24 protein-coding genes are annotated in these 25,115 nt (G+C 69.8%); 19 read left to right on the top strand and 5 right to left on the bottom strand.

Going from position 1 to position 25,115, the window contains the following annotated elements; all coding sequences use genetic code 11:
- The first annotated feature begins 54 nt into the window (after positions 1-54).
- The 16 genes from JGU66_28905 (at position 55) to JGU66_28980 (ending at position 18,645) form a co-directional block, all read left to right on the top strand.
- Positions 55-540, top strand: a complete 486-nt coding sequence (locus JGU66_28905) for a ribosome maturation factor RimP (GenBank protein ID MBJ6764805.1) — start codon at positions 55-57, stop codon at positions 538-540.
- 62 nt (positions 541-602) lie between these two features.
- Positions 603-2,306 (top strand): transcription termination/antitermination protein NusA, encoded by a 1,704-nt coding sequence (nusA, locus tag JGU66_28910; GenBank protein MBJ6764806.1) that lies wholly within the window; start codon positions 603-605, stop codon positions 2,304-2,306.
- 17 nt (positions 2,307-2,323) lie between these two features.
- On the top strand, positions 2,324-2,662 hold the full coding sequence (locus JGU66_28915) for a YlxR family protein (protein MBJ6764807.1): 339 nt from the start codon (positions 2,324-2,326) through the stop codon (positions 2,660-2,662).
- 81 nt (positions 2,663-2,743) lie between these two features.
- Entirely contained in the window at positions 2,744-5,917 is a 3,174-nt protein-coding gene (gene infB, locus JGU66_28920) for a translation initiation factor IF-2 (GenBank protein MBJ6764808.1), read from the top strand.
- A gap of 114 nt (positions 5,918-6,031) precedes the next feature.
- Positions 6,032-6,628, top strand: a complete 597-nt coding sequence (locus JGU66_28925; protein ID MBJ6764809.1) for a DUF503 domain-containing protein — start codon at positions 6,032-6,034, stop codon at positions 6,626-6,628.
- Positions 6,625-6,984 carry a 30S ribosome-binding factor RbfA gene (gene rbfA, locus JGU66_28930; GenBank protein ID MBJ6764810.1) on the top strand — a complete coding sequence of 120 codons (360 nt, stop codon included), beginning with the start codon at positions 6,625-6,627 and terminating at the stop codon, positions 6,982-6,984. Before JGU66_28925 ends, rbfA begins: the two co-directional genes overlap by 4 nt.
- Before the next feature lie 32 nt (positions 6,985-7,016).
- Complete coding sequence (gene truB, locus JGU66_28935) at positions 7,017-7,883, top strand: tRNA pseudouridine(55) synthase TruB (protein ID MBJ6764811.1); 867 nt, start codon at positions 7,017-7,019, stop codon at positions 7,881-7,883.
- Between the two features lie 15 nt (positions 7,884-7,898).
- Positions 7,899-8,225, top strand: coding sequence for a MoaD/ThiS family protein (locus JGU66_28940; GenBank protein MBJ6764812.1), 327 nt, complete (start codon positions 7,899-7,901; stop codon positions 8,223-8,225).
- A gap of 122 nt (positions 8,226-8,347) precedes the next feature.
- Positions 8,348-8,617 carry a 30S ribosomal protein S15 gene (rpsO, locus tag JGU66_28945; GenBank protein ID MBJ6764813.1) on the top strand — a complete coding sequence of 90 codons (270 nt, stop codon included), beginning with the start codon at positions 8,348-8,350 and terminating at the stop codon, positions 8,615-8,617.
- A gap of 376 nt (positions 8,618-8,993) precedes the next feature.
- On the top strand, positions 8,994-11,156 hold the full coding sequence (pnp, locus tag JGU66_28950) for a polyribonucleotide nucleotidyltransferase (protein MBJ6764814.1): 2,163 nt from the start codon (positions 8,994-8,996) through the stop codon (positions 11,154-11,156).
- Positions 11,157-11,294: 138 nt separating this feature from the next.
- Positions 11,295-12,089 carry a hypothetical protein gene (locus tag JGU66_28955; GenBank protein ID MBJ6764815.1) on the top strand — a complete coding sequence of 265 codons (795 nt, stop codon included), beginning with the start codon at positions 11,295-11,297 and terminating at the stop codon, positions 12,087-12,089.
- A 9-nt stretch (positions 12,090-12,098) separates the two neighbouring features.
- Positions 12,099-13,109: a M23 family metallopeptidase gene (locus JGU66_28960; protein MBJ6764816.1), complete on the top strand. Its 1,011-nt coding sequence runs from the start codon at positions 12,099-12,101 to the stop codon at positions 13,107-13,109.
- Positions 13,110-13,179: 70 nt separating this feature from the next.
- Entirely contained in the window at positions 13,180-13,635 is a 456-nt protein-coding gene (gene dut, locus JGU66_28965; GenBank protein MBJ6764817.1) for a dUTP diphosphatase, read from the top strand.
- A 104-nt stretch (positions 13,636-13,739) separates the two neighbouring features.
- Positions 13,740-16,385, top strand: a complete 2,646-nt coding sequence (locus JGU66_28970) for an SUMF1/EgtB/PvdO family nonheme iron enzyme (GenBank protein ID MBJ6764818.1) — start codon at positions 13,740-13,742, stop codon at positions 16,383-16,385.
- Entirely contained in the window at positions 16,382-17,335 is a 954-nt protein-coding gene (locus JGU66_28975) for an ABC transporter substrate-binding protein (protein ID MBJ6764819.1), read from the top strand. The genes JGU66_28970 and JGU66_28975 overlap by 4 nt, the downstream gene beginning before the upstream one ends.
- Positions 17,332-18,645, top strand: coding sequence for an adenylosuccinate lyase (locus tag JGU66_28980; protein MBJ6764820.1), 1,314 nt, complete (start codon positions 17,332-17,334; stop codon positions 18,643-18,645). Before JGU66_28975 ends, JGU66_28980 begins: the two co-directional genes overlap by 4 nt.
- Here JGU66_28980 and JGU66_28985 read toward each other — a convergent pair.
- Positions 18,642-19,598 (bottom strand): phosphoribosylaminoimidazolesuccinocarboxamide synthase, encoded by a 957-nt coding sequence (locus JGU66_28985; protein ID MBJ6764821.1) that lies wholly within the window; start codon positions 19,596-19,598, stop codon positions 18,642-18,644. The two genes, JGU66_28980 and JGU66_28985, sit on opposite strands and share 4 nt — an antisense overlap.
- Before the next feature lie 64 nt (positions 19,599-19,662).
- Entirely contained in the window at positions 19,663-20,250 is a 588-nt protein-coding gene (locus tag JGU66_28990; protein ID MBJ6764822.1) for a hypothetical protein, read from the bottom strand.
- A gap of 51 nt (positions 20,251-20,301) precedes the next feature.
- Between JGU66_28990 and JGU66_28995 the strand changes: the two genes are divergently transcribed.
- The gene (locus tag JGU66_28995) at positions 20,302-21,033 is read left to right on the top strand and encodes an RNA methyltransferase (GenBank protein MBJ6764823.1); all 732 of its coding nucleotides are present in this window, start codon (positions 20,302-20,304) and stop codon (positions 21,031-21,033) included.
- 48 nt (positions 21,034-21,081) lie between these two features.
- Here JGU66_28995 and JGU66_29000 read toward each other — a convergent pair whose 3' ends face one another.
- From JGU66_29000 to JGU66_29010, 3 genes are all read right to left on the bottom strand, one after another.
- The gene (locus JGU66_29000; GenBank protein ID MBJ6764824.1) at positions 21,082-21,354 is read right to left on the bottom strand and encodes a vegetative protein; all 273 of its coding nucleotides are present in this window, start codon (positions 21,352-21,354) and stop codon (positions 21,082-21,084) included.
- A gap of 152 nt (positions 21,355-21,506) precedes the next feature.
- The gene (locus tag JGU66_29005) at positions 21,507-22,751 is read right to left on the bottom strand and encodes a trypsin-like peptidase domain-containing protein (protein ID MBJ6764825.1); all 1,245 of its coding nucleotides are present in this window, start codon (positions 22,749-22,751) and stop codon (positions 21,507-21,509) included.
- A gap of 87 nt (positions 22,752-22,838) precedes the next feature.
- Complete coding sequence (locus JGU66_29010) at positions 22,839-23,129, bottom strand: hypothetical protein (GenBank protein ID MBJ6764826.1); 291 nt, start codon at positions 23,127-23,129, stop codon at positions 22,839-22,841.
- 100 nt (positions 23,130-23,229) lie between these two features.
- Between JGU66_29010 and JGU66_29015 the strand changes: the two genes are divergently transcribed.
- Together JGU66_29015 and JGU66_29020 are read left to right on the top strand one after the other, a co-directional pair.
- Positions 23,230-24,306, top strand: a complete 1,077-nt coding sequence (locus tag JGU66_29015) for a hypothetical protein (protein ID MBJ6764827.1) — start codon at positions 23,230-23,232, stop codon at positions 24,304-24,306.
- Positions 24,307-24,392: 86 nt separating this feature from the next.
- On the top strand, positions 24,393-24,875 hold the full coding sequence (locus JGU66_29020) for a TlpA family protein disulfide reductase (protein ID MBJ6764828.1): 483 nt from the start codon (positions 24,393-24,395) through the stop codon (positions 24,873-24,875).
- Positions 24,876-25,115 lie beyond the last annotated feature (240 nt).

Genomic DNA, 25,115 nt, shown 5'->3' on the forward strand with positions numbered 1-25,115 from the left:
GAAAAGTGGGCCGCCGTGCCCGCTTTTTGCGTTTTTGGAGACACGCTTCCCGGTATGGAGTCGAAGAACCTCAAGCAGACGGTGGAGGAGCGAGCCCTCGCGGCGCTCGATCCCATCGTCGCGGCCGAAGGCCTGGAGCTGGTGGACCTGGAGTTTGTCCGCGAGCGCGAAGGCTGGGTGCTTCGTCTCTTCATCGACAAACCGGGCGGGCGGGTGGGTCTGGACGAGTGCAGCCAGGTGTCGCGCGCCGTGGATCCGGTGCTCGATGTGGAGGACTTCATCCCCCACGAGTACAGCCTGGAAGTGTCCAGCCCCGGGGTGAACCGGCCCTTGAGCAAGCCGGCGCACTTCGAGCGGGTGAAGGGCCAGAAGATCAAGGTGAAGACCTTCGGCCCCCTGGGCGAGCCTCCACGCAAGAACTTCACCGGCACGCTCACCGAGGTGGCGGCCGACGCCATCTCAGTGGACGTTGAAGGGGCGGGAAGCTTCCGCATCGCCTTCAAGGACATCGCCAAGGCCCATCTGGAGTTCGAGTTCTAGACGTCGACATACAGGGCGCCCCGTTCGTGCCGGGGCACCCGTGGACCCTTTCGGAGAAGACCATGCCCACGCAAGCCAACCCGGCCGTCAACCTCAACCTCGTCCTCGATCAGGTCGCCAAGGACAAGGGCATCGAGCGGTCCGTTCTCATCGCCACGCTGGAAGACGCGATGAAGACCGCGGCGAAGAAGCACTTCGGCCAGGACCGCAACCTCGAGGCCAAGTACGACGTCGAGAAGGGGGTGGTGGAGCTGTTCCAGGCCATCACCGTCGTCGAGGAGATCACGGATCCGGTTCAGGCGGTGAACCAGATCACCATGGCCGAGTCGCACAAGAAGGGCATGGAAGTGGAGCCCGGTGACGAGCTCGTCTTCCAGATCTTCTACCGGGACGAGGACGCCGCCGAGGCGAAGGCGCAGGACGACCAGTACGGGGACATCCTCCGGCTGAAGACGTTCCGCCGGGGCTTCGGTCGCATCGCCGCGCAGACGGCCAAGCAGGTCATCTTGCAGCGCACGCGCGACGCCGAGCGCGAGAACGTCTTCAACGAGTACCGCGACCGCAAGAACGAGATCGTCACGGGCATCGCCCGCCGGTTCGAGCGCGGCAACATCATCGTGGACCTGGGCCGCGCCGAGGCCGTGTTGCCGGTGCGCGAGCAGGTGCCGCGTGAGACGTACCGCCCGGGCGACCGCGTGCAGGCCTACGTGCTGGACGTGCTGCGCGAGTCCAAGGGACCGCAGATCGTCCTGAGCCGCGCCTCCGTGAACCTGCTCACCAAGCTCTTCGAGATGGAAGTCCCGGAGATCGCCGAGGGCATCGTCGTCATCGAGGCGGCGGCCCGCGAGCCGGGCGGCCGCGCGAAGATCGCCGTGTCCAGCCGCGACTCGGACGTGGATCCGGTGGGCGCGTGCGTGGGCATGAAGGGCAGCCGCGTGCAGGCGGTGGTGCAGGAGCTGCGCGGCGAGAAGATCGACATCGTCCCGTTCGACGAGGATCCGGCGCGCTTCGTGTGCTCGGCCCTGGCCCCCGCGGAGGTCAGCCGCGTCATCATCGACGAGGCCAACCACGCGATGGAGCTCATCGTCCCGGATGATCAGCTCAGCCTGGCCATCGGTCGGCGCGGGCAGAACGTGCGCCTGGCGGCGCAGCTCACGGGCTGGAAGCTGGACATCAACAGCGAGAGCCGCGTGCGCGAGATGCGCGAGTTCGCGAACCGCTCGCTGGGCTCGCTGCCGGGCGTCAACGAGATGCTCATCGAGACGCTCTACGCGCACGGCTTCCGCCAGGCCAAGGACGTGGCCGAGGCGAACGCCGAGGTGGTGGCGCAAATCCCGGGCATCGACCCGGCGCGCATCCCGGCCATGCAGGAGGCCGCGCGCAAGCGGATGGCCGAGGACCACGCGGAGCTGTCCCGCATGGACTACGAGCGGGAGCAGGCCCGTCTGGCCGAGGCTCGCCGCCACCCGGACGAACTGTCCCAGGCCGAGCGCATGGCGCGCGTGCGTGGCGTCGGCGAGAAGACCATCGAGCAGCTGATGCTGGCGGGCTACCGCACGGTGGAAGACATCGCCAACGAGAAGGATCTGGCCAAGCTGGGCGATGTGCCCGGCGTGGGCATCAAGAAGGCCCGTCAGCTCAAGAGCGCGGCGGAGAACTACCTCGTGGAGGAGGCCAAGCTGCGCGCCGAACTGAATGCCGAGCGGGGGACGATGGCTCCTCCCGCGGAGCAGTCGGGCGGCGCGGACGTCACCAAGTCACCGTAAGCTAGGAGGAAGGGGCGATGCGGCGAGCACCCGGCCGCTCTGCGGATTATAGAACGGAGTCCGTTGCGTCAGGCCCGATGCGCGCATGCGTCGGGTGCGGTTTGCGGCGACCCCAGGCGGAGCTGACCCGGTTCGTGGTAGGTCCCCAGGGCGTCGTGGTCGCGGACGGGAAACGGAGACTGCCCGGAAGAGGTGCGTACCTCTGCGGTGCCGGTTGTCTGACGGCGGCGCTGAAGCGGAAGGCGTTTGGACGTGCCTTTCGTGGAAAGGCGGGGCAGGTTGACCCGTCGCAGCTCGGGCGTGCATGGAAGCCTGGGTCAGAGGGTGGTGGTGGGGTGTCGGGGGGGAGTGGGTAATACGGACCACTCGCACACATTTTCGGGTTTGGACTAGGGTGCTGCGCCCCGGTATCGGCGGAGCAGAAGGCCAATCAAAGTATGTCGAAGAAGCGCGTCCACGAAATCGCCAAGGAGCTCAAGAGCCACGGGATTGAGCTCGACAACAAGGAGGTCGTCACCGAGCTCGCTGGGCTCGGTTACGACGTCAAGAGCCACTCGTCCTCGCTCGATGACGACCAAGCGACCGCTGCCGTCCAGAAGATCTTGGACAAGCGCAAGCCCAAGCAGGCCGCTCCTCCCGTGGCGGCCAAGGGCTTCGTCGTGCGCCGCAAGGTGGGTCCGCCCGCCGGGGCGTCCGCCGACTCCATGAGCGACGGGTCGCACGGCGCGGCCGAGTCCGCTCCGGAGGCGTACGAGCCCGCCATGGAGGCGCCCGCCGCTGTCGAGGCGGAGCCCGCCCATGTGGCCGCGCCGTCTGCGGCCGAGCCTCCTCCCTCCGTCGAGGCGCCTCGCGCCGCTGAGGCCTCGGCGTCCGAGGCTCCGGCTGCTGTCGCCGCGCCTCAAGTTCCTCCTTCCGCCGCTGAGGCGACCCCGGCCCCCGAGGCCCCGGTCGCTGCGGCAACTGCAGCAACTTCCCCGCCTCCCGCCCCCACGCCGCCCCCGGCCGTGGAGGCTCCTCGCGCAGCGGCGCCGCCTCCGGCCGCGCCTCTGCGCACGCCTGCCCAGGAGAGTACCCACTTGCCCCAACCCCCCTCGCGGTCACCCGTTCCACCCACCGTTCGGACGCCTTCCTCTTCCTCGTCGACGTCCGCGACGGTCATCTCCCGCGGATCCGGCTACGTGCCGCGCGTCGGTGGTCCTGGGGGCGGCCGTCCGGGTGGACCCGGTGGTCCTGGCGGTCGTCCGGGTGGTCCCGGCGGTCCGGGTGGACGCCCGGGTGGACCCGGTGGCCCTGGCGGTCGTCCGGGTGGTCCTGGTGGGCAGGGTGGACGCCCAGGCGCGCCCATGCAGGGACGTCCGGGCCAGGGGCCCGTGCGCCCCTCGAGCCCTCTGCAGGCGACGGGTTCTCCTTCGTCGCAGCCCGCGGTTCCGGGCGGTCCCACCATCATGGTGGGCGGCATCCCGCACGCCCCGGTGGCTCCGGGCGCCGCTCCGGCGCGCCCCACGGCCACGCAGGCCGTCGTCATCTCGCGTCCGCTCATCCAGGTTCGCCGGGTGACGCCGACCACGACCCAGGCCAAGCAGTACCCCATGGCTCCGGGTCGCACGGCGCTCGGCACCGAGAAGCGTGAGTACAAGGTCGTCCCGGATCACCTGGGCCGTGGCCGCGAACTGGTGGACGTCTCCAAGAACAAGGAGCGGGGCCAGCGCAAGCGCACGGGGGGTGAGACCACCAGCGTGTCGAAGCAGGAACTGTCCGACATGGTCTGGGGGCGGGTCGCCATCCCCATTCGCGGCAAGAAGAAGAAGCCGACGAAGAAGGGCGCCAAGACCCAGATCACCCAGATGGCCGAGGAGAAGAAGGTCATCAAGATCCAGGAGGGCATCAGCGTCTCCGACCTGGGGCAGCGCATGGGCGTGCGCACCGCGGACATCATCAAGAAGCTGATGGGCATGCAGAAGATGGCCACGGCGAATCAGGTCATCGACTCGGCCACCGCGGAGCTCATCGCCATCGAGTACGGCTGGAAGATCGAGCGCGTGGGCTTCGAAGTGGAGGACTACCTGCCCGAGGTGGTCGCCCGTCCCGAGGACGAGCGTCCGCGCCCGCCGGTCGTCACCATCATGGGCCACGTCGACCACGGAAAGACGAGCCTCCTGGACGCGATCCGGCAGGCCAACGTGGCGAGCGGCGAGGCCGGTGGCATCACCCAGCACATCGGCGCGTACAGCGTGACGACGGCGCGCGGTGACGTGACGTTCCTGGATACGCCGGGCCACGAGGCCTTCACGTCCATGCGCGCTCGCGGCGCGAACGTGACGGACATCGTGGTGCTGGTGGTGGCCGCCGACGACGGCGTGATGCCGCAGACGGTGGAGGCCATCAAGCACGCCAAGCAGGCCGAAGTGCCCATCGTCGTCGCCATCAACAAGATCGACGTGCCGGGCGCCAACCTGGACCGCGTGAAGAAGGACCTGGCCAACCACGAGCTGACGCCCGAGGAGTGGGGCGGCGACACCATCATGGTGCCCGTCTCGGCCAAGACGAAGCAGAACCTGGACCTGCTGCTGGAGAACTTGGCCCTGCAGGCCGAGGTGCTCGAGCTGACGGCCAACCCGACGCGTCCGTCGGTGGGCGCCATCGTCGAGGCGAAGCTGGAGCGCGGCCGGGGCCCGGTGGCCACGGTGCTGGTGCAGGAGGGCACGCTGAAGCTGGGCGACGCCATCGTCACCGGAACGCACTACGGCCGAGTCCGCGCGATGAACAACAGCCGTGGCGAGCAGGTGAAGGAAGTCAAGCCGGGCTACTGCGCGGAGGTCGTCGGTCTGTCCGGCGTGCCCACCGCGGGCGACGCCATCAACGTGGTGTCCGACGAGAAGGCGGCCAAGCAGATCGCCGAGCACCGCGGCATGAAGGAGCGTCAGTCCGAGCTCAGCAACGTCAGCCGCGAGTCGCTGGAGCAGCTGTTCGCCAAGACGAAGGCGGGCGGCGGTCCCAAGGAGCTGCGCGTCGTCATCAAGGCGGACGTGCAGGGCTCGGCGGAGGCGGTGCGCCAGGCGGTGGAGAAGCTGTCCACGCACAAGGTCCGGACGGAGATCATCCAGACCGGCGTGGGCGCCATCACCGAGACGGACGTCATGCGCGCGGGTGCCTCGAAGGGCCTCGTCGTGGGCTTCAACGTGAAGCCCGAGTCCGGCGCGGAGGCCGCGGCCAAGGCTCAAGAGGTGAAGCTCCAGACGTACTCCATCATCTACGAACTCATCGATGGGGTTCGGACGCGGATGGAGGAGCTCCTGGAGCCCATCCGCACCGAGCGCAAGCTGGGTCGCGCGGAGGTGCGCAACACCTTCAACGTGCCCCGCCTGGGAACGATCGCCGGTGCCGCCGTGTTGGATGGCGTCATCAAGCGTGGCTCGCTCGTGCGCCTCATGCGCGAGAACAAGCAGTTGTTCGCAGGGAAGATGGCCTCGTTGCGTCGCTTCAAGGATGACGTCAAGGAGGTCGCGCAGGGCTTCGAATGCGGTATCGGCATCGAGAACTTCAACGACCTCAAGCCCGGTGACATCATCGAGGCCTACGAGATCGAAGAGACTCGCCAGAGCCTCAACTAGCTGAGGCGCTGAGCACCCTCGACGCCCCCTGGGAAGGAACCCAACCTTCCCAGGGCTGACGATGCTGTGACGACCCTCTCTTGAGAGGGAGGTCGTCCAGCATGGGGGACATTCATGTTTGTAGGTGTCGCACGCCTCACCCTGCAGATTCCGGACAGCGCGTCGCTGAAGTCCAAGCGGCAGGTTCTCCGCCGGGTGATGGATCGCGTGAAGGCCCGTTTCAACGTGGCCGTGGCCGAGGTGGATGAGCAGGATCTCTGGCAGAAGGCCGCGGTCGGGCTCTCCGTGGTCGGCAATGACCGCCGCCACGTGGACGAGCAGATGGAGAAGATCATCCACTTCGTGGAAGAGATGTACGTGGCGCCCCTGATGGCTCGGGAGACGGAGATTGTCGCCTTTGGCGATCAGCTCTTCTCCGGGGCGGGCGCCCCTGAGCGTGTTCGCACGGAGCGCCTGTCGGCGGAGGACGCGGATGAACCCGCGTCTATCGAGGCGGCGAGCGCGCACACCGAAGCGGCGATCGCCCGGTTCCTGCGCGGCGACCGCTCGCTGGCGGAGGCCGAGGGGATGGGGACGTGGGAGGAGCGGCATGACGGGGCCTCGTCCGGCCCTGTGGTGCGCCCGGTGCCCGGTGGCGCTGAGATGACCCTGGACGAAGCGCGGGCCCGGGCCCGCTCGCTGCGCAACCCACGAGATTGGGAGAAGAAATGACGACGCATTCACGCCCTGAGCGCGTGGGGCAGGAAATCCAGGCGGCCGTGGCCGACCTGCTGGCGCGGGGCTCGCTGCGGGATCCCCGCATCGGCTACATCACCATCACCGGCGTGAAGGTCTCTCCGGACCTGCGCGTGGCCCGTGTGTACTACTCGATGCTTGGCACCGAGAAGGAGCGCTCCGACACGCAGGAGGGGTTGGATGCGGCGAAGGGCTTCGTGCGCCGTGAGGTGACGTCGGTGGTGAAGCTGCGCGTGTCGCCGGAAATCTTCTTCTCCTTCGATGCGTCCATTGGCGAGGGCGACAAGATCGATCGTCTCCTGCGCGAGGTCCGGGGCAAGGAAGGCTGGTAGTTCCTCGCTCGGCCCCCCATCATAGGTACGGCATGGACGGCGTCCTGGTCATCGACAAGCCGACTGGACCCACGTCATTCGACGTGGTCCGGCAGGTGCGCACCCTCCTGAAGGTGAAGAAGGCGGGCCACACGGGGACCCTGGACCCCATGGCCACCGGTGTGTTGCCGGTGTGCTTGGGAGACGCCACCAAGGTGGCGGGCTACATCACCGAGGGCGACAAGGCCTACGACGCCGTCGTGCGCCTGGGGCAGGAGACGGACACCCAGGACGCGCAGGGCAAGGTGCTGGCGACGGCGCCCGTCCCCGCGCTCACGGCGGCGCTGCTGGAGTCCGCGCTCACGTCCTTTCGGGGGACGTTCGAGCAGGTCCCGCCGATGTACTCGGCGGTGAAGGTGGCGGGCAAACGACTCTACGAGCTGGCTCGGGCCGGCGAGGAGATCGAGCGCGCCAGCCGCACCGTCACGGTGTACGAGCTGGTGCTGCGCGACTTCTCGGCGGATCGCCTGTGGCTGTCCGTGCGCTGCTCCAAGGGCTTCTTCGTGCGCACGCTGGCCGCGGACCTGGGGCGCGCGCTCGGATGTGGCGCGCATCTCGAGTCGCTGCGGCGGACCGGAAGCGGTCCCTTCACGCTGGCGCGGGCCCTGCCGCTCGCGGAGCTGGGCGCGCTGGCGGCGGCGGGCGCGGTGGCCGGGCGGCTCGTCTCCATGTCGGACGCGCTCACGGAGCTGCCGGCGGTGCGCGTGTCCGCGGAGGATGCGCGTCGCGTCTCGCATGGTGTGCCGGTGGAAGTGTCGCCGGTGCCCGGGCGGGTGCGCGTGCTCGGTCCCGAGGATGCGCTGCTCGCGGTGGGCGAGGTCGTCTCGGGCCGGCTGCGCTACCTGCGCGTGCTCGTCTGACGGAGCGCGCGGCCCGTGTTCCCCTCCCAGGAAGTGACCGTGGTGGTGGCCCCAGCGCTGCGCGGCGCCTTTGACGGCCGGCGCGAGCTGCGCCTGGGCGTGCCAGTGCCCTCGTCGGTGGGCGACGTGGTGGAGACCCTGCTGAAGCTCTATCCCAGCGCGCGCAAGCTCTTGCTGAGTGAGCGGGCGGGCGGGCCGGCGGTCTACCTGCACCTGGCGCTGGACGCGGGGGCCGGCGAGGCGTGGGCGCAGGAGGTGTCCGAGCCAGCCCAAGGCCGCACGCTGTACGTCTTCGCACTGTCGCGCCCGTCGCCTGGTGGGCGTGCGGGCGTCGATGGTTGACCCTACGGGGTGTGAAGCTTATAAGCCCCCCGCTCGTTAGAAGCACATGGCCGGGTCTGTACCCCTCCGCGGACCCAGGCGACGCGAGCAGTTACCCCGGAGCGGGCACGAGGTTGAAGTCCATGTCGTTGCATCACGAGCGCAAGACCGAGCTGGTGTCGAAGTTCCGTACCCACGAGACGGACACGGGCTCTCCCGAGGTGCAGGTGGCGCTGCTGTCCGAGCGCATCAACATGCTCACCGAGCACTTCAAGACCCACAAGAAGGACCACCACTCTCGGCGCGGTCTGCTGAAGCTGGTGGGCCAGCGCCGCCGGTTGCTGGACTACCTGAAGACGAAGGATGTGGCCCGATACAAGAAGCTCATCGAGGGCCTCGGCATCCGCAAGTAAGCACTTGAAGCACCCGGGGCGCTGGCACACACCAGCGCCCCGCGCGTTTTGAAGAGGAAGTAGACGTCGCAGCACGAGGGTGAGGGGCGGGCAAGGGAGTGGTGCCGGCGGGGTTTTTGGTTTCCGTTCGGACCGGCCGACCTGAAGTCTTGGGTGGGCGGGTGCGATCAGGGATCAAGAGTTCCGCGACATCCCTCCGGCGCTCCGCAACGGAGCCCTTCGCAGTACAGGCCGCGGTTGCCTGTCATGCGCCTGTCCCAGGCCCTGGCGACCGCTCAATCCATGAAGGCCCCTTCCGGGCGGCCCGGCCCCACCATGGGGTGGCCGTGTCTGGCGCGGGTCTTCGCCCCCAGCAGGACACAGAGGCGTGAAGGACATGCTGAAGAAGAGCGTCAAGATTGGCGAGAGCGAGCTGAGCATCGAGGTGGGTCGTCTGGCCAAGCAGGCCGACGGCGCCGTGGTGGTTCGCTATGGCGACACCATGCTGCTCGTCACGGCGGTGAGCGCGCGCGAGAAGAAGGACGTCGACTTCCTCCCGCTCACCGTGGAGTACCAGGAGAAGCTGTACTCGGCGGGCCGCATCCCCGGCAGCTACTTCAAGCGCGAGGGTCGGCTCACGGAGAAGGAGACGCTGGCCAGCCGTCTGGTGGACCGCTCGTGCCGCCCGCTGTTCCCGGATGGGTACGCGTACGAGACGCAGGTCATCGCGAGCGTCATCTCCGCGGATCCGGAGAACGAGGGCGACATCCACGGCATCACCGGCGCGTCCGCGGCGCTGTGGGTGTCGGACATCCCGTTCAACGGTCCCATCGCGGGCATCCGCGTGGGCCGCGTGGCGGGTCAGCTCGTCGCCAACCCCACGCTGAAGCAGCGTGAGCAGAGCGACCTGGACCTGGTGATGGCCGTCAGCCGCGAGGCCATCGTCATGGTGGAGGGTGGCGCCGAGGAGGTCAGCGAGGCGGACATGGTGGCCGCGCTCGAGTTCGGCTTCAAGTCGGCCCAGCCCGCGCTGGACCTGCAGGACGAGCTGCGCCGCGAGCTGAAGAAGACGGTGCGCGCGTTCGACAAGGGCGCGGCGGTGGATGACGCCCTGCGCGCCAAGGTGCGCGAGCTGGCGATGGACGGCATCAAGGCCGGCTACTCGGTGAACGAGAAGGGCGCGCGCTACGAGGCGCTGGGCAAGGCGAAGAAGGAGACCGTCGCCAAGCTGAAGGAGCAGATGGGCGACGCCTTCACGCCGCTCGTCGAGAAGCACGCCAAGTCGGTGGTCGAGGACCTGAAGTACGAGCACATGCGCGAGCTCACCGTGAACGGTGGCCGCATCGGTGGCCGCGGTCACGACGTGGTGCGCTCCATCACCTGTGAAGTGGGCGTGCTCCCGCGCACCCACGGCAGCGCGGTGTTCACCCGTGGCGAGACGCAGGCGCTCGTGGTGGCCACGCTCGGCACCAGCGAGGACGAGCAGCGGTTGGAGCTGCTGAGCGGCATGGCGTTCAAGCGCTTCATGCTGCACTACAACTTCCCGCCGTTCAGCGTGAACGAGACCAAGCCGCTGCGCGGCCCGGGCCGGCGTGAGATTGGCCACGGCGCCCTGGCGGAGCGCGCGCTGCGCAACATGGTCCCGAAGAGCGAGTCGTTCCCCTACACGGTTCGCCTCGTGTCGGACATCCTCGAGTCCAACGGCTCCTCGTCCATGGCCTCGGTGTGCGGTGGCACGCTGGCGCTGATGGACGCGGGCGTCCCCATCAAGTCGCCGGTGGCCGGCATCGCCATGGGTCTGGTGAAGGAGGGCGAGAAGGTCGCCATCCTGTCGGACATCCTCGGTGACGAGGACCACCTGGGCGACATGGACTTCAAGGTCTGTGGCACCACGAAGGGCATCACGTCCATCCAGATGGACATCAAGATCACCGGCCTCACCACGGAGATCATGAGCCGCGCGCTGGAGCAGGCGCGCCAGGGCCGCATCCACATCCTGGGCGAGATGCTCAAGACGCTGGCGGTGCCGCGCAAGGAGATCAGCCAGTACGCGCCGCGCATCACGACCATCCAGATTCGTCCCGAGTTCATCAAGAACGTCATCGGGCCGGGCGGCAAGGTCATCAAGGACATCATCGCCCGCACGGGTGCCGCGATTAACATCGAGGACAGCGGCCGGGTGGACATCGCGAGCGCCAACGGCGATTCCGTGAAGGCGGCCATCGCGATGATCCAGGCGCTCACGCGCGAGGCGGAGATCGGGAAGATCTACACGGGCACGGTGCGGAAGATCGCCGAGTTCGGCGCCTTCGTGGAGTTGTTCCCGGGCACCGACGGCCTCATCCACATCTCCGAGCTGTCCGACAAGCGCGTCAAGAGCGTGTCCGACGTGCTGAAGGAGGGCGACGAGGTGCTGGTGAAGGTCGTCAGCATCGACAAGACGGGCAAGATTCGTCTGTCGCGCAAGGAGGCCATGGCCGAGCGCGCTGCCACGCAGCAGCAGGGCGCCGAGGCCGTTGCCGCCGCCCCCGCGGCCACGCAGCCGGACGCGAAGGCCTAAGCCTCTCGCTTTCGCGCGGTGACTTCGCCCCTTTCCGCCACGATGCGGGAAGGGGCGTTTTCTTTTCCGAAGGTCCGCGCTTAGACCGGTGATGGGGGCTCGTGCGTAGATGCGAGCGCGCCATCTTGGAGGGCCTTCGTGTCGCCTCGACCTCCCGCCGCCTCCGCGCGGCCCACCAGCTTCTTGAGCGATGTGTCGCGGCTGCTGGGAGGCCTGCGCTGGGTGTTCATGCCCCTGGGGCTGCTGGCGCTGGTGGCGGTGGGCGTGCACGCGGCGGCGAACACGCTGGATGACCGACTGCTGTGGGCGGTGGATCGGGCCGACGCGGCGTTCGACCACTTCGTGGGCCGGTGGGATGCCACCGCGTTCCTGGTCGACTGGGTGTCGCTGGCGCGGCGCACGCGCATTGCTCGCGCGTTGGCGCTGGCGTGGGAGCTGTCCGCGGACCTGATGCTGGCGCTGCCCGCGCTGGGCTATCGCGAGCGCGCTCCGGCGACAGGGGCCGAGGCGTGGCGCGCGGCCCTGGGGCAGGAGGATTCGCCCTCGTGGCGGGCCCTGTGGACGCGCTGCCTTCGCCAGCCCACGCCCATGCGGTGGATCCGCCCGCTGGCCACGGCGGCGGTGGCGCTGGCGGGGGCGTGCGCGGTGGCGCGGCTCGTTCAGGGAACGGTGTACCTGTCGTGGCGCGAGCTGATGGGCGATGGGGCGGCGCACGTGGCCGCGCGAGGGCTCGCGCTCGGGGCGCTGGGGGGCGTGTTGGCTTCGCTGGGCTGGCGCGCGGTGCTGCGCAACCTCCAGCATGCGGATGCGGTCTGTGCGGCGGAGTCGGGCCGGCGCGCGTGGACGCGGGGCCTCTTGGGATGCGCGCTCGTGGTTCCCTTGGCGATCGCGGCCGTGGTGGATGCCTCGCCCGTGCTGTCCTTCCTGCGGTGACGAGGGGCCATGTTCCTGCGACGCTCGAAGGGACTGCTGGACTTCGCGATGGCCGCGCTCTGCATCTGGGCCGCGTACCACCACACGCCCGCGGGCGCGCTGGCTCGGCGAGCGGGGGCCTGGGCGCTGGGGGTCCCCACTTCGGCTCGGCCGCTGCTCGCGTACTACGACGGCGGCGCGGACTCCGACAGCCCCACCGTGGTGGGGGCTCCCGAGGGCGCGCTCGCGCACCCGTTGTCGGATGACGAGGCCCTGGCGTGGGGTGTTCACCTGTCGCTCGTGGGGATGGATCCGCGTGCCCGGGAGCGTGCCCTCGGGGCAGCCCAGGTGCTGGGGCTCTCGCCCTCGCTGCTGCTCGATGCTCGGGAAGGGCCTGGCGCCGCGCGGAGGCTGCTCGCGGCGTTGGCGGCGGACTTTCCCGACGAGGAGGCTCGGCTGACGGCGGCCTTCGCGGGGGCCGCGCCCGCGCGCTACGCGGTGGAGCGGGTGCGCGCGGAGGGGCAGTCGCCGACGCTGGAGCGCCTCTCTCGGCAGCTCCCACCTGGGTTCGAGAGCGCGTCCACGGGGGCTGCTCGGGCGCTGGCGCTCGCCACGGCCTTCGCGCTGGCGTGGCCCGTGCCGGAGGGGACTCCGGTGACGAGTCCCTTCGGCTATCGCGTCCACCCCGTGCTGGGCACTCGCAAGCTGCACACCGGAGTGGACCTGGGCGTGCGCTCGGGCACCTCGGTGGTGGCGGTGGCTGCGGGCGTGGTCCGCCGGGCGAGCGAGGACGCGGTGAACGGCCGCGTGCTCGTGGTGGACCATGGGCGGGGCGTGACGACGGCGTACTGTCACAACTCGGAGCTGCTCGTCCGGGTGGGCGAGCGCATCGAGCGAGGGCAGGTGATTGCTCACTCCGGCAGCACGGGGCGCTCCACGGGGCCTCATCTGCATTACCAACTGGAGCTGGCCGCGCAGCCGGTGGACCCCCTGCGCTTCCGGACCCATGTGCGCGTGGCGGGGGGCGGCACGGAGCTGTGAGGTCCCGTGATTCCGGTCGCGGACGACCTCGCGGGTGGAGCCAGGATGGCGCCCGTGGTAGTGCGCGCCCATGTCTTCCCCCCTCACGTTGAAGGTGCGCCGCGTCCGAGCGCACACGGACCCACTGCCCCTGCCACGCTACGAGTCGGCGCAGGCCGCGGGGCTCGACCTGCGGGCGGACATCGAGGGCGAGCTGGTGCTGGGGCCGCTGGAGCGGAAGGTGGTCCCCACCGGGCTGGCGCTCGCCCTCCCGCCCGGGTTCGAGGGGCAGGTCCGGCCGCGCTCCGGGCTGGCGTTGCGCCATGGCATCACCCTGCTCAACTCCCCTGGGACGGTGGACGCCGACTACCGCGGCGAGGTGCAGGTCATCCTGGTGAACCTGTCCCAAGAGGCTTTCACGGTGCGCCGGGGCGACCGGGTGGCCCAGCTGGTGGTGGCGCCCGTTACCCAGGTGGCGCTGCGCGAGGTGGAGGTCCTGGACGCCACGGAGCGGGGGGGGAACGGGTTCGGCTCCACGGGGCTCTGACGACCTGCGTCGCAACGTCGTTCCTTGATGGCGGGGGAGCGTGCAGAATATGAGGTTCTGGCCGTCCGCAGAGGCGGCCCGCCTGGCCCTGGAGTCCGACCCCTTTGCTCTGCTACCGCTGCGGCAGTCACGTCCCCGAGACGTCCGACACGTGTCCCACTTGCGGCCTCAAGTCCGACGCCGCCGCGCGCCAGGCCGCTGGCGTCGCGCGCAAGCGGGGAGGGGACAGCGCGCCCTACAAGCCGGGAGACGTCGTCGCCGGCCGTTACGCCATCCAGGAGCTGGTGGGCTCGGGGCCTTTGGGCTTCGTGTTCCGCGCGCAGGACCAGGCGATTGACGTGGAGGTGGCGCTCAAGGCCATCCAGTCACGGCTGGTGCAGCAGCCCGAGGAGCGCACGCAGTTCTCGCTGTCGCTGCGCGTGGGCAAGAAGCTCAACCACCCCAACCTCGCGCGCGTCTACGAAGAGGGCCTGGATGGGGACCGGCCGTTCTTCACCATGCAGTTGCTGGAGGGCACCACCCTTCGTCGGATGATGGAGCAGCGCGCGCAGCGCGGGCACCTCTTCTCGATGAAGGAAGTGGAGCCGCTGCTCGCGCAGATGGCGGCGGCGCTGGATGGGGCGCACCGCTTCGGGCCGCACTCGGACCTGAAGCCGGAGAACGTCCTCGTCCTGCCGGACATGGTGAAGGTGACGGACTACGGCCTGGGGTTGGCCGTGCCGCACCTGCCCTTCTCGCAGGCGCAGAAGGGGCACCGCGCGGACATCTACATCGCGCCCGAGTACATGAACGGCGGTGAGCTGGACACGCGCATGGACGTGTACTCGCTCGGCGTCATCGTGGGCGAGATGATCACCGGGCTGGTGCCGGACGGGAGCATCCCGGAGCTGCTGGTGAAGCACCCGGATTTGCCGCCGCACTTCGAGGCGCTCTATCGCCGCGCCCTCAACGGCAATCCGCTGGCGCGGCCCAAGACGGCGGGCGAGTTCCACGCCGAGTTCGTCAACGTGATGCAGCGCTCGCCCGGCGCCGCGACCCGCGTGCGCGCCGTGCCGAGCGCCGAGTCGCTGGCGCAGGCCGCTGCCGCCCGCGCCGCCAGCCGCCTGCCGCCGCCCGTGCCCACGGGCCTGTTGCCGTCGATGGAGAGCAGTGAGCCGTTCCCGGTCGCCGCGCCGCGCGTGCCCGCTCCACCTCCGGCGATGGAGGAGGAAGAGCCGCCTCCGGATGCCACGCAGCCGCTCGATGCGGCGACGCTGGCGATGATCCTCAACGCCCAGTCGAAGTCGAAGGGCCTCGGGGGCGACGCATCTCCGGCCGCCACGCTGCAGGACCTGCACTCCGTGGCGCGCGCTTCCGCGGAGCCCACGCTCGACGCTCGCTCCGCACGGCAGGGGGACTTCGACGCGCGGTCCTCTCCGCGAGCCGAGCCGTTGCAGGAGGCTCGCTCGGCGGCTCGCTCCGAGCCCGCGCCGGATCCGCGCTCCGCGCCGCGAGCGGCCCCAGCGCCCGACGCGCGCCCCGCGCCGCGAGGCGAGTCCGCACTCGACGGTCGTTCCTCGCCGTCGCTGGAAGCGCGTCCGTCCGCTCGGCCTGAGTCCGCATCCGACGGGCGGTCTTCGCCGCGAGCGGAGCCGCTGCCCGATGGACGCCAGGCGGCCCGTGCGGCTCCGGAGCCAGCGCGTCCGCCGCAGCCTCGTCCCGGGGACGTGGCCACGTTGCAGGACATGCGCTCGGTTCCTCGGGGCCCCGCGCGTACGTTGGACACGATGCAGAGCGCTTCGCGGGCGTCGCCCCGCGCGGAGTCTTCTCCCGCGACCTCGGGCATGCGCACGGCGCCGCGCAACATGGATTTGTCGCCGACGATGTCCGGGGCCCGTTCGGCGCCCAAGCTGCCACCGGGTTCCACGGGCGCGCTGCGCATGGCCCAGGTGGCACGGGCGGCTCGTGCGCGCTCGCGGGCCATCATGTGGCTCGTCATCCTCGGCGGCGCGGGCGTGGGTCTGGGCGCGGGCGGTGGCTGGCTCGTGCTGCATCGCCGAGCGCAGCAGGTCGAGGCCGCGTCCGTGGGGCCTGGGCCGGCGGTGCCCGCGCGGCCCGCGCCCACCGCGACGGGAGAGCCGGCGGGTGGCGTGCCGGTGGCGGTGGTGCCCTCGGAGCGGTGCCCGGTGGGGATGAAGTGGGTGAGCGGCGGGACGTTCAAGATGGGGACCCCGCCCGACGACAAGCTCGCGTTTGTCGACGAGCGGCCGCTCCAGAACGTGCAGGTGGCGTCCTTCTGCGTGGATGAATACGAATACCCCAACCGCGCTGGTGAGCCTCCCCACGTGCAGGTGAGCTGGGAAGAGGCGAAGTCGCTGTGCGAGAGCGAGGGCAAGCGGCTTTGCACGGAGGAGGAGTGGGAGAAGGCGTGCAAGGGCCCCGGGAACTCGCGCTTCCCGTACCGCACCGACAACGGCTCGACCTTCAACCCGGACGCCTGCAACACCGAGGACAAGGCCAAGAAGGACCGCGCTCTGGCGCCCTCTGGACAGTTCAAGCAGTGCAGGTCGGGATATGGCGTTGCGGACATGTCCGGCAACGTGGCGGAGTGGACGGCCACGCGTCATGGTGCGAACGCGGGCTTCACCCAGAAGGGCGGCTCCTTCGATGGGCCGGACTACGCCGTGCGGTGCTCCGCGCGAAAGAACGGAGTGCCCGAGGAGAAGTCGGACATGATCGGGTTGCGATGCTGCGCGGGCGTGGGCCCATGAGCCGACGGGCCCTCGCGTTCCTTGTCGCACTGCTGCCGGTGGCGGTCTTCGCGCAAGGGGCTTCCGGGCCGGCGCGTCCGCTCGTGGTGGCGGTGAAGTCCGCGAACCTGGCGCCGTATGCGTCGCTCGTCGCGGGGTTCTCGTCCGAGGCGCGAGCCGAGGTCTCGGAGGTGCTGCTGGAGGACAATGCCGCGTCCGCGGCGCGTGCCTTCAAGAAGCTGGCGCAGCAGAAGCCCGCGCTCGTGCTGGCGCTGGGGCCGCTGGCGGCCAACGCGGCCCGGCGCTCGCTGGGCGAGGACGTGCCAGTCCTCTTCGCCATGGTGCCGTACTACGAGAAGTACGGTCTGGAGGGCCCCAACCTCACCGGCATCTCGCTCACCAGTGACTTCGTTCCGGAACTCACCGCGCTCCAGGCCGCGGCGCCGCAGGCCCGCCGCGTGGGCATCGTGCATGACCCGCGCTATTCGGCGGCCACGGTGACGCGCGCGCAGGCGGCGGCCACGTCCCTGGGGATGACCGTCGTCCCGCTCGAGGTCGATTCGCAGGCGCGAGTCGACAAGGTGTTGGAGGGCGCGGCGGGCAAGGTGGACGGGCTGCTGATGGTGGCGGACAAGACGGTGGGCAACGCGTCCGTCGTCCAGTCGCTCATCGCGTTCTGTGGCGCGCGGCGGGTGCCGCTCATCGCGCTCACACCCAGCCAGGTGAAGGAGGGCGCCATGCTGGCGCTGTCTCCGAGTCCCCTGGCCATCGGTCAGCAAGCGGGACGGCTGGCCAATCGCATCATCCATGAGAAGGTCGATCCCGGAGCGCTGGCGGTGGCGCCACCCGAGGGGCTCGACCTGTCCATCAACCTCACCACCGTCAAGAAGTTGGGTCCGTCCTGTGACGCCACGCTGGAGTTGCTCCGGTTCGCGGCGCGCAAGGACTTTGCCGTGAAGGTCTACGAGTGATTCCCCGATACAGCCGCAAGGAGATGGCCTCTCTCTGGTCCGACGTCGCCCGTTACCGCCGTTGGCGGGACGTGGAGCTGGCCGCGCTGGAGGGCATGGTGGAGGCGGGCCTGGCTCCGCGCGAGGCGCTGGCGGACTGCCTGGCCCGCGCCGGTGACTTCACCCCCGAGGACGCGGCGCGCATCGAGGAGATCGAGCGGGTCACCAAGCACGATGTCATCGCCTTCCTGACGTTCATGGAGGAGCGGGTGGGGCCCAGCGCGCGCTGGCTGCACCTGGGCATGACGTCCTCGGACGTGCTGGACACGTCGCTGGGCATGACGATGCGCGACGCCATGGACCTCATCCTCACGGGGGTGGACCGGGTGATGGCGGCGGTGGAGAAGCGCGCGTTCGAGCACAAGAACACGCTGCAGATGGGCCGCAGCCACGGCATCCACGCGGAGCCCATCACCTTCGGGCACAAGCTGGCCATCTGGTACGACGAGCTGCGCCGCGGCCGCGAGCGCCTGCAGCACGCGCGGGCCACCATCGCGGTGGGCAAGATTTCCGGCGCGGTGGGCACGTTCGCGCACCTGCCTCCGACGGTGGAGGCGCACGCATGCCAGAAGCTGGGCCTGAAGCCCGCGCCCGCTTCCAGCCAGGTCATCCAGCGCGACCGTCACGCGGAGTTCTTCACCGCGCTGGCGCTGCTGGGGTCGAGCATCGAGAAGTTCGCGGTGGAGATCCGCCACCTGCAGCGCACCGAAGTGCGCGAGGCGGAGGAGGCGTTCACGCCGGGCCAGAAGGGCTCCAGCGCGATGCCGCACAAGCGCAACCCCATCCTCTCGGAGAACCTCACCGGACTGGCGCGGCTGCTGCGCGGCTTCGCGGTGAGCGCCATGGAAGACGTGGCGCTGTGGCATGAGCGGGACATCTCGCACTCGTCCGTCGAGCGCGTGATTGGGCCGGACGCCACCATCCTCATGGACTTCATGCTGCACCGCTTCGCGGGCCTCATGGAGAACATGCGCGTCTACCCGGAGCAGATGCAGAAGAACCTGGACCTGCTCGGCGGCGTGGTGAACTCGCAGCGGCTGTTGCTGGAGCTGGCGCGCAAGGGCATGGACCGGCAGGCCGCGTACGTCATCGTCCAGCGCAACGCGATGAAGATGTACGAGGAGGGCGTGGACTTCCGCCAGGCGCTCCTCGCGGACGCCGACCTGCGCAAGATGATGAGCGTCGAGGAGATCAGCGACTGCTTCTCCCCGGGCTACCACACGCGGCAGATGGATGAGATCTTCCGCCGCGTGTTCGGCCGGAGCGCCTAGAGGTAGCCCTTCGCGCGCAGGTTTTGCTCGATGCGCGCGTGCACGTCGCCCACGTTCAGGGTGAGCGACGTGCCAGTGATGCGCTCGTAGGCGGCCACGTACTTGGTGGCCAGCTCCACGCGCACGTCATCCGGGATGGCCGGCAGCGGGCCGTGGCCAGAGAAGTTCCGCTCGCGGATGAGCCACTGGCGGATGTTCTCCTTGTCCAGCATGCGCTGATCCTCGCCGCGCGCGAAGCGGGCCTCGTACTCGTCCGCGACCCAGTAGCGGCTGGAGTCGGGCGTGTGCATCTCGTCGATGACGTAGAGCGTGTCGCCCACCTTGCCGAACTCGTACTTCGTATCCACGAGGATGAGGCCGCGGGTGCGCGCCCACTTCTGGCCCTCCAGGAAGAGTCCCCGGGCCGCCTCGGTGATGCGGGCCCAGTCGCGGGCGCTGGCCAGGTTGCGCGCGAGGATCTCCTTCTCGGAGATGGGCTCGTCGTGCTTGCCGTACTCGGCCTTGGTGGACGGCGTGAGGATGGGCGTGGGGAACGCCTCGTCCTTGCGCATCCCCGCGGGGATGGGCAGGCCGTAGGCGGTGTGCGTGCCCTTCTCGTAGTCGCGCCACAGGCTGCCGGTGAGGTAGCCGCGCACGACGACCTCCACGGAGAAGGGCTCGCAGGCGCGGGCCACCGTGACGTTCGCGTCCGGCACGTCGAGGACGTGGTTGGGGCAGATGTGCTTCGTGCGCTCGAACCAGAACGCCGCCAGTCGGTTGAGCACCTCGCCCTTGAAGGGGATGGAGGTGAGCACGTGGTCGAACGCGGAGAGCCGATCGCTCGTCACCAGGACGAGCTGATCGCCTCGGCGGTACGTGTCGCGGACCTTGCCGCGGTACGGCTGGCCGAGTGCCGGCAAGTCCGTCTGCCGAAGCGTGTGCTGGAGCTGCGCGTGGAGTGCGGAGGTGTTCACGTCGATGCGCCTCGTGGCCGTCTCTTCCAGAGGAAGATGGGCCCGGTTCTGGAGGCGCGCGACTCTACTGGTTGCCGGTCGCCATGGAAGCGGGACCGTAGGCGGCAGCCAGGTAGAGGAAAGACGGATTGATACGCAGGATGCCATCCACGTAAGCGACCGCGTACGGCGCGCCCTGGGCTCGGTCCACCTGCACGGCGCCCGCGGGGTGGATGCCCCAGAGGGCAAGCAGCGTGCGCGCCACCAACTCGGCTGACTCCCGCTCGGACAGGCCCTGCAGGCTCTCGCGGCGATCCTCGGACCAGCGGTCTCCCGCACGGCCGTCGAAGACGAACTGGAGCGAGCCGCCCGCGTCCGGCGCCTGGAGCAGGTCCGTGCGCGCGTCGAAGCCCGGCGCCGCCACGAACTCGCCTTCCTGACTGATGGGGAACAGCACCAGGCCCTGCGCGGACTGCCCGGCCTCCGCCTCCGACTGGCGAGCGATGTCGCGGAACATCTCCAGGCGCGTGCCGGGCGACTCGAACTCCACCGCCTCCGGTGCGCTGGTCAGGGCTTGACGGGCGTTCATCGCGGGCCGCACAGGAGTGCCCGCGCCGCCACACGCGGTGAGGACGAACAGCGACAGGAGCAAGCCAGGGGCCCAGCGACTCATTCGCAGGAATATACCGATCACTCCCACGCGCCACCAGCTAAACTCGGAGGCATGCGTCCGGGTGAGTACCTGACCGTTGTTCTTCATCAGACGCGATCACCCGAGAACATGGGTGCCGTCGCCCGGGTCATGGCCAACTTCGGCTTCTCCCGGCTCATTTTGTCCGATCCCGTCATCACCTCGTTCCGCGGGGCCGAGCGGCTCGCCGTGAAGAGTGAGCACTTGCTCGAGGCGATGACCGTGGTGCGCGATCTGCCAGAGGCGCTCACTGACTGCGTGTACGCGGTGGGCACCACGTCTCGCACCCAACTCGAGGGGCGGTCGGCGCTGACCCCCGAAGAGGCGGTGCGGCGGCTGGCGGAGGAGAGTCGGCGGGGACGCGTGGCGCTCGTCTTCGGCGGCGAGCAGCGAGGCATGTCGGACGAGGAGCTGTCCAAGTGCGAGGACGTGCTCGCCATCCCCACGTGTGATGTGCAGCCGTCCATGAACCTGGCGCAGTCCGCGGCGGTGCTGATGTACCTCTGCCACCGTCAGGGGTTGGAGCTGCCCGCGGAGCCGGCGCCCGAGCCGGGCGCGCGCCTGGGCACGTTGAACGCGTTGGGCCAGCGCATGCGTGAGGTGCTGCTGCAGGCGGACTTCCTCAACCCGGAGGCGCCGCACCACGTGCTGAACGAGCTGAACCTGAGTCTGATGCGAGCGAAGCTGACCCAGCGCGAGGCGGAGTTGTGGCTCAACGCCTTCAAGCACCTGGGCCGCGCGGTGGCCCGGGACGCCGCCCGCTGAGGCGGGGACGTCCCGGCGCCGCGAGACGCGGGAACGACGGGGCCTGATTTAGGCCGCCGCCTCCTTCTTGTACGTCTCGTTGTAGTGCTTCTCGCACAGGCCGCCCTTCATCGTCTTGGTGCGGCACTCCGCCTTGGAGCAGACGCGGTAGCGCGAGTGGGGCAGCTCGCCCTGGCGCCACTTCTTGAAGTGGAAGAAGCAGTAGCTCTTGGCGCGGTAGGGGCGCTTGCAGCCCTCCACGGTGCACGCCTTCTTGCCGCTGCCCTTGGCGGTGCGCGGCCAGTGGGTGAGCTTCTTGGTCGTCTGGGTGGCCTCAGCCATTGTGCACTTCTCCTGCGAAACGTTGCGCGTGACCCGCGGCGCCACGTCGGAGGGACGCGTCGCCGAGTATGAAAAAGGCGCACTGTGTATCGCCCGAGGAACCGGAACGCAAGGAGGCTGGCAGCCCAGGAGCCGCCTCACCGGGCCGTCCGTCAGGGCTCGGGCGGATCATCCTCGGCGTCGTCGGGCGAGGCGCGGAACGCCTCTCCGCCTGGATGGAAGGCGCGGGCCCGGGGGACGGGGGACAACAGGTCCTCCAGCACGGAGCTGGAGCGCGTAGGGCGGCGGGGCGCGGGCGGCGCCGTCGCCATGGCCTGGGCGGGCGAGGGCTCCTCGGGCGGCATCTCCTCCAGCTTCACGCGCACCCGGAGCGGGTGGCCCAGCCGGCGCACCTGGAGCCGGACGCGGTGGCCCACGCCTCGGGCGGCCACCTGCCAGCGCATGGTGTGGGCGCGTGAGACGGTGCGCCGGTCCAGCCGAGTGATGACGTCACCCACGCGCAGGCCGGCGGCGGCCCCGGGCCCCCCCTCGATGACGTCCGTCACCACCACGCCCCGCCCCTGGGGCAGGTTGAACGCGGCGGCCACCTCGGGCGAGTAGTCCTGCACACTGATGCCCAGCCAACCTCGGCGCATGCGCCCCCGGGCCTTCAGGTGCGGAATCACCGTCTTGGCGATGTCGATGGGGATGGCGAAGCCGATGCCCTGGCCCGCCACGTTGACGGCGTTGGCCACCGCGACCACGTCCCCGTGGATGTCCAGCACCGGGCCCCCCGAGTTGCCCGGGTTGATGGAGGCGTCCATCTGGATGTAGTCGAAGTCGCCGTCGCGGCCGTTGGGCGTCACGTCCGTGCGGCCCAGGTAGCTCACCACGCCCACCGTCACCGAGTGCGCCAGCCCGAAGGGGTTGCCGATGACGACGATCCAATCAGCCACGCGCACGTGCGACGCGGAGGCGAGCTTCAGCACGGGCAGCTTGCGGGGCGCGGAGATTTTCAGGAGCGCGCAGTCCGTGCGCGGATCCTCGCCCACCACGCGCGCGGGGAACTCCTCGGGATAGCCCCGCGTGTCGAGCACGGAGATGAGGACCTCCGTGGCGCCCTCCACGACGTGCGCGCTGGTGAGGATGTATCCGTCCGGGTGGATGATGAAGCCCGAGCCGATGCCCTTCTGGGGCTCCTCACCGGACACGACGGACTCGGTGGTGGCCTGGCGTGTGGTGATGGACACCACGGCCGGCATCGCCCGCCTCGCCACGTCGCTGATGATGGAGCGCTGTCGATTCAGCGCGCGATGGGGGGCCTCCACCCACAGCGGGCGCGAAGCCCACGCGGGCGCGCCCACCGCGACGAGTAGCGCGGCCACTCCGATGAGGCCCTTGACTCGGGTCCAGCCCATACCGCCTCCACCCAGCCACCGACAGCGCGAAGCTAAGGAGCGGTGGGGAAGAGCGGAAGCGGCCAGGCGGGGCCAGTGGCGTGCTGCTTACTTCTTCTGAGCGATGATGCGGTTGATTGCCGCACGATCCTCGGCGGTGATGCGCTCACGCGGCGCCGCGGGCTCGGCCTTCTTGTGGGTGGAGACCGCATCCTTCGCGTCGTCGATGGCGTCCTCGAGCCCGCCCTTCATCTTGTCCATCGTCGAGGGGTTCACGGTGCGCTTCCACGCGCGCTCCATGTGCTCGAGCGGGGAGCGTCCGTCCACGCGGCCTTGAGCCAGGAAGACGCCCAGTCCCACCGCGCACGCCGTCCAGACGATGAACTTCAAGGCACCCATGTTTCACATCCTCCTACCTCGTCATACAGGAGCGGGTGCGGGTTGGCGAGTTTCCGACCGGGGGGCAGGGAGTCGCTGACAGGCCGGAGACAGCCCCCTAATGTCCGGGGCCTTGCAGCCGGAAGAACTCTTCAGGGCCGCCCAACAGCGGGCGGCGGGAATGAATGTGGGCCCGGGGACCGTGGCGCTGGAGCGCGTGCGGACCTCGGCCTCGGCGTTGTTCGCTCGCATCCCGGAGCCGCCCGTGTACCGCCGTGCCGAGGATCCCTCGCGCAAGGCGGCGCAGGCGCTGCTGCCGGACGTGGAGCGCGTGCTCGCCGAGGCGTTGGCCGTGGCGCGAGAGCCCGCGGTGTCTCCGCTGGTGGATCGCCTCATCGAGGCACTGCGCGCGCATGGCGAGGCGTTGGTGCACACGGCGGACGGGCGCCTGGAGGCGGCCGAGCTGGCGTGGCGGCGCGCGCAGGACCTGGAGCGCTCGGCGCATCCCACGCGGCAGATGGTGACGCAGCCGTCGCGGCCGCCGCCGGTGTTCGACAAGGAGTCGGGCCAGTCGCGGTTCGACCCGCGCCCCGCGCCGCAGGCGAGCGTGAAGCTGGTGTGCCCCAACACGGGCTGCAAGCGGATGGGGGACTACGCATTCCTGGCGAGCCACGCCTACCACCGCTTCATCTGCCCTGTGTGTCGCACGCCGTTCCTGGCGTACTTCGGGGAGCTGCGCGGACTCGAGGTGGAGGTGCGCAGCAGCTCCAAGCGCTACCGCTTCACGGTGGACGAGGTGGGCACAGGGGCCACCACGCGCATCGACTTCGAGGAGGCGAGCGGGCAGGAGTTCCCCGCGGCGCGGCGCGACCTGCTCGCGTTCCTCTACACGGAGCAGCGCGAGCTGAAGGTCGTGGTGAACCTCACCAACGGCAAGCTCATGTGGGTGAGCCCGGCGTCGTCGTGCTTCGTGGCGACGGCGGCATTCGGAGCGGGCGCGCCGGAGCTGCTGGCGTTCCGGGCGTACCGTGACGAGGTGCTGCGGAAGAGCCGGCTCGGTCGAGGGTTCATCCGGGGCTACTATCGATTTGGACCGTCCGTGGCGGACTGGGTGGTTCGCCGCCCCGGTGTGCGGGCAGGAGTGCGCTGGGCGCTGGTGCGGGTGCACCGCCGCCTCACGAGGAGCGAACGCGCGTGACAGATGCAGGGACCGAGGAAGCGAAGCCGCCAGACCGTCGCGGTGACGCCGTGAAGACCGTGCTGACGGTGGTGGCGGTGCTGGGGATGGCGGCGGTGGCCTTCCTCGGGGTCCGCGAAGCGCAGCGGGCTCGGTTGGCGCCGGATGGCACGTCCGCGCCCACCCTGCAGATGCGCAAGCATGACGGCGGCACGCTGTCGCTGGCGGACCTGCACGGCAAGGTGGTGATGCTCGACTTCTGGGCGACGTGGTGCCCGCCGTGTCGCGAGGAGATGCCGTCGCTGGTGAAGCTGGCGAAGGAGTACGAGTCGAAGGGGCTCGTCTTCGTCGCCGCGAACCGCGATGACGACGCGACCGCCGCGCAGGAGGTGGACTACTTCCTGCGGCGCTTCCAGCCCGGGTTGGCGCCGCATGTCGTGTACGCGCCGGACGAGCTGGCGGCCGAGTTCCAGGTGAACGCGCTGCCGACGCTCTACTTCCTCGATCGCGACGGCAAGGTGACGGACGCCCAGCGCGGCATGCTGTCCGAGGACGCGCTCCGACGCCGCATCGAGCGCGCGCTGGAGTAGTGAGTCGCGGCGAGTCGCAACGAAGGCTCGCCGCGATGCGCCCGCCTCTCAGCAAGGAGGAGGCTGGCGGAGCGCCGGTGGTTGTCCGAGGCGGCGCTCCGAGCCCTCATGGAGCGCGCTGCAGTGCAGTGTGGCTCAATCCGGGAGCGCGCTCCGCTGCGCCGCGCCCGTCTCCTGAGATGAGCTTTGCCGGCTGAGCACGCGAGTGTCCTCGCCTCGCGGGTTTCAGCGCGATGCCCC

Source organism: Myxococcaceae bacterium JPH2 (genome assembly GCA_016458225.1).
Taxonomy (GTDB): domain Bacteria; phylum Myxococcota; class Myxococcia; order Myxococcales; family Myxococcaceae; genus Citreicoccus.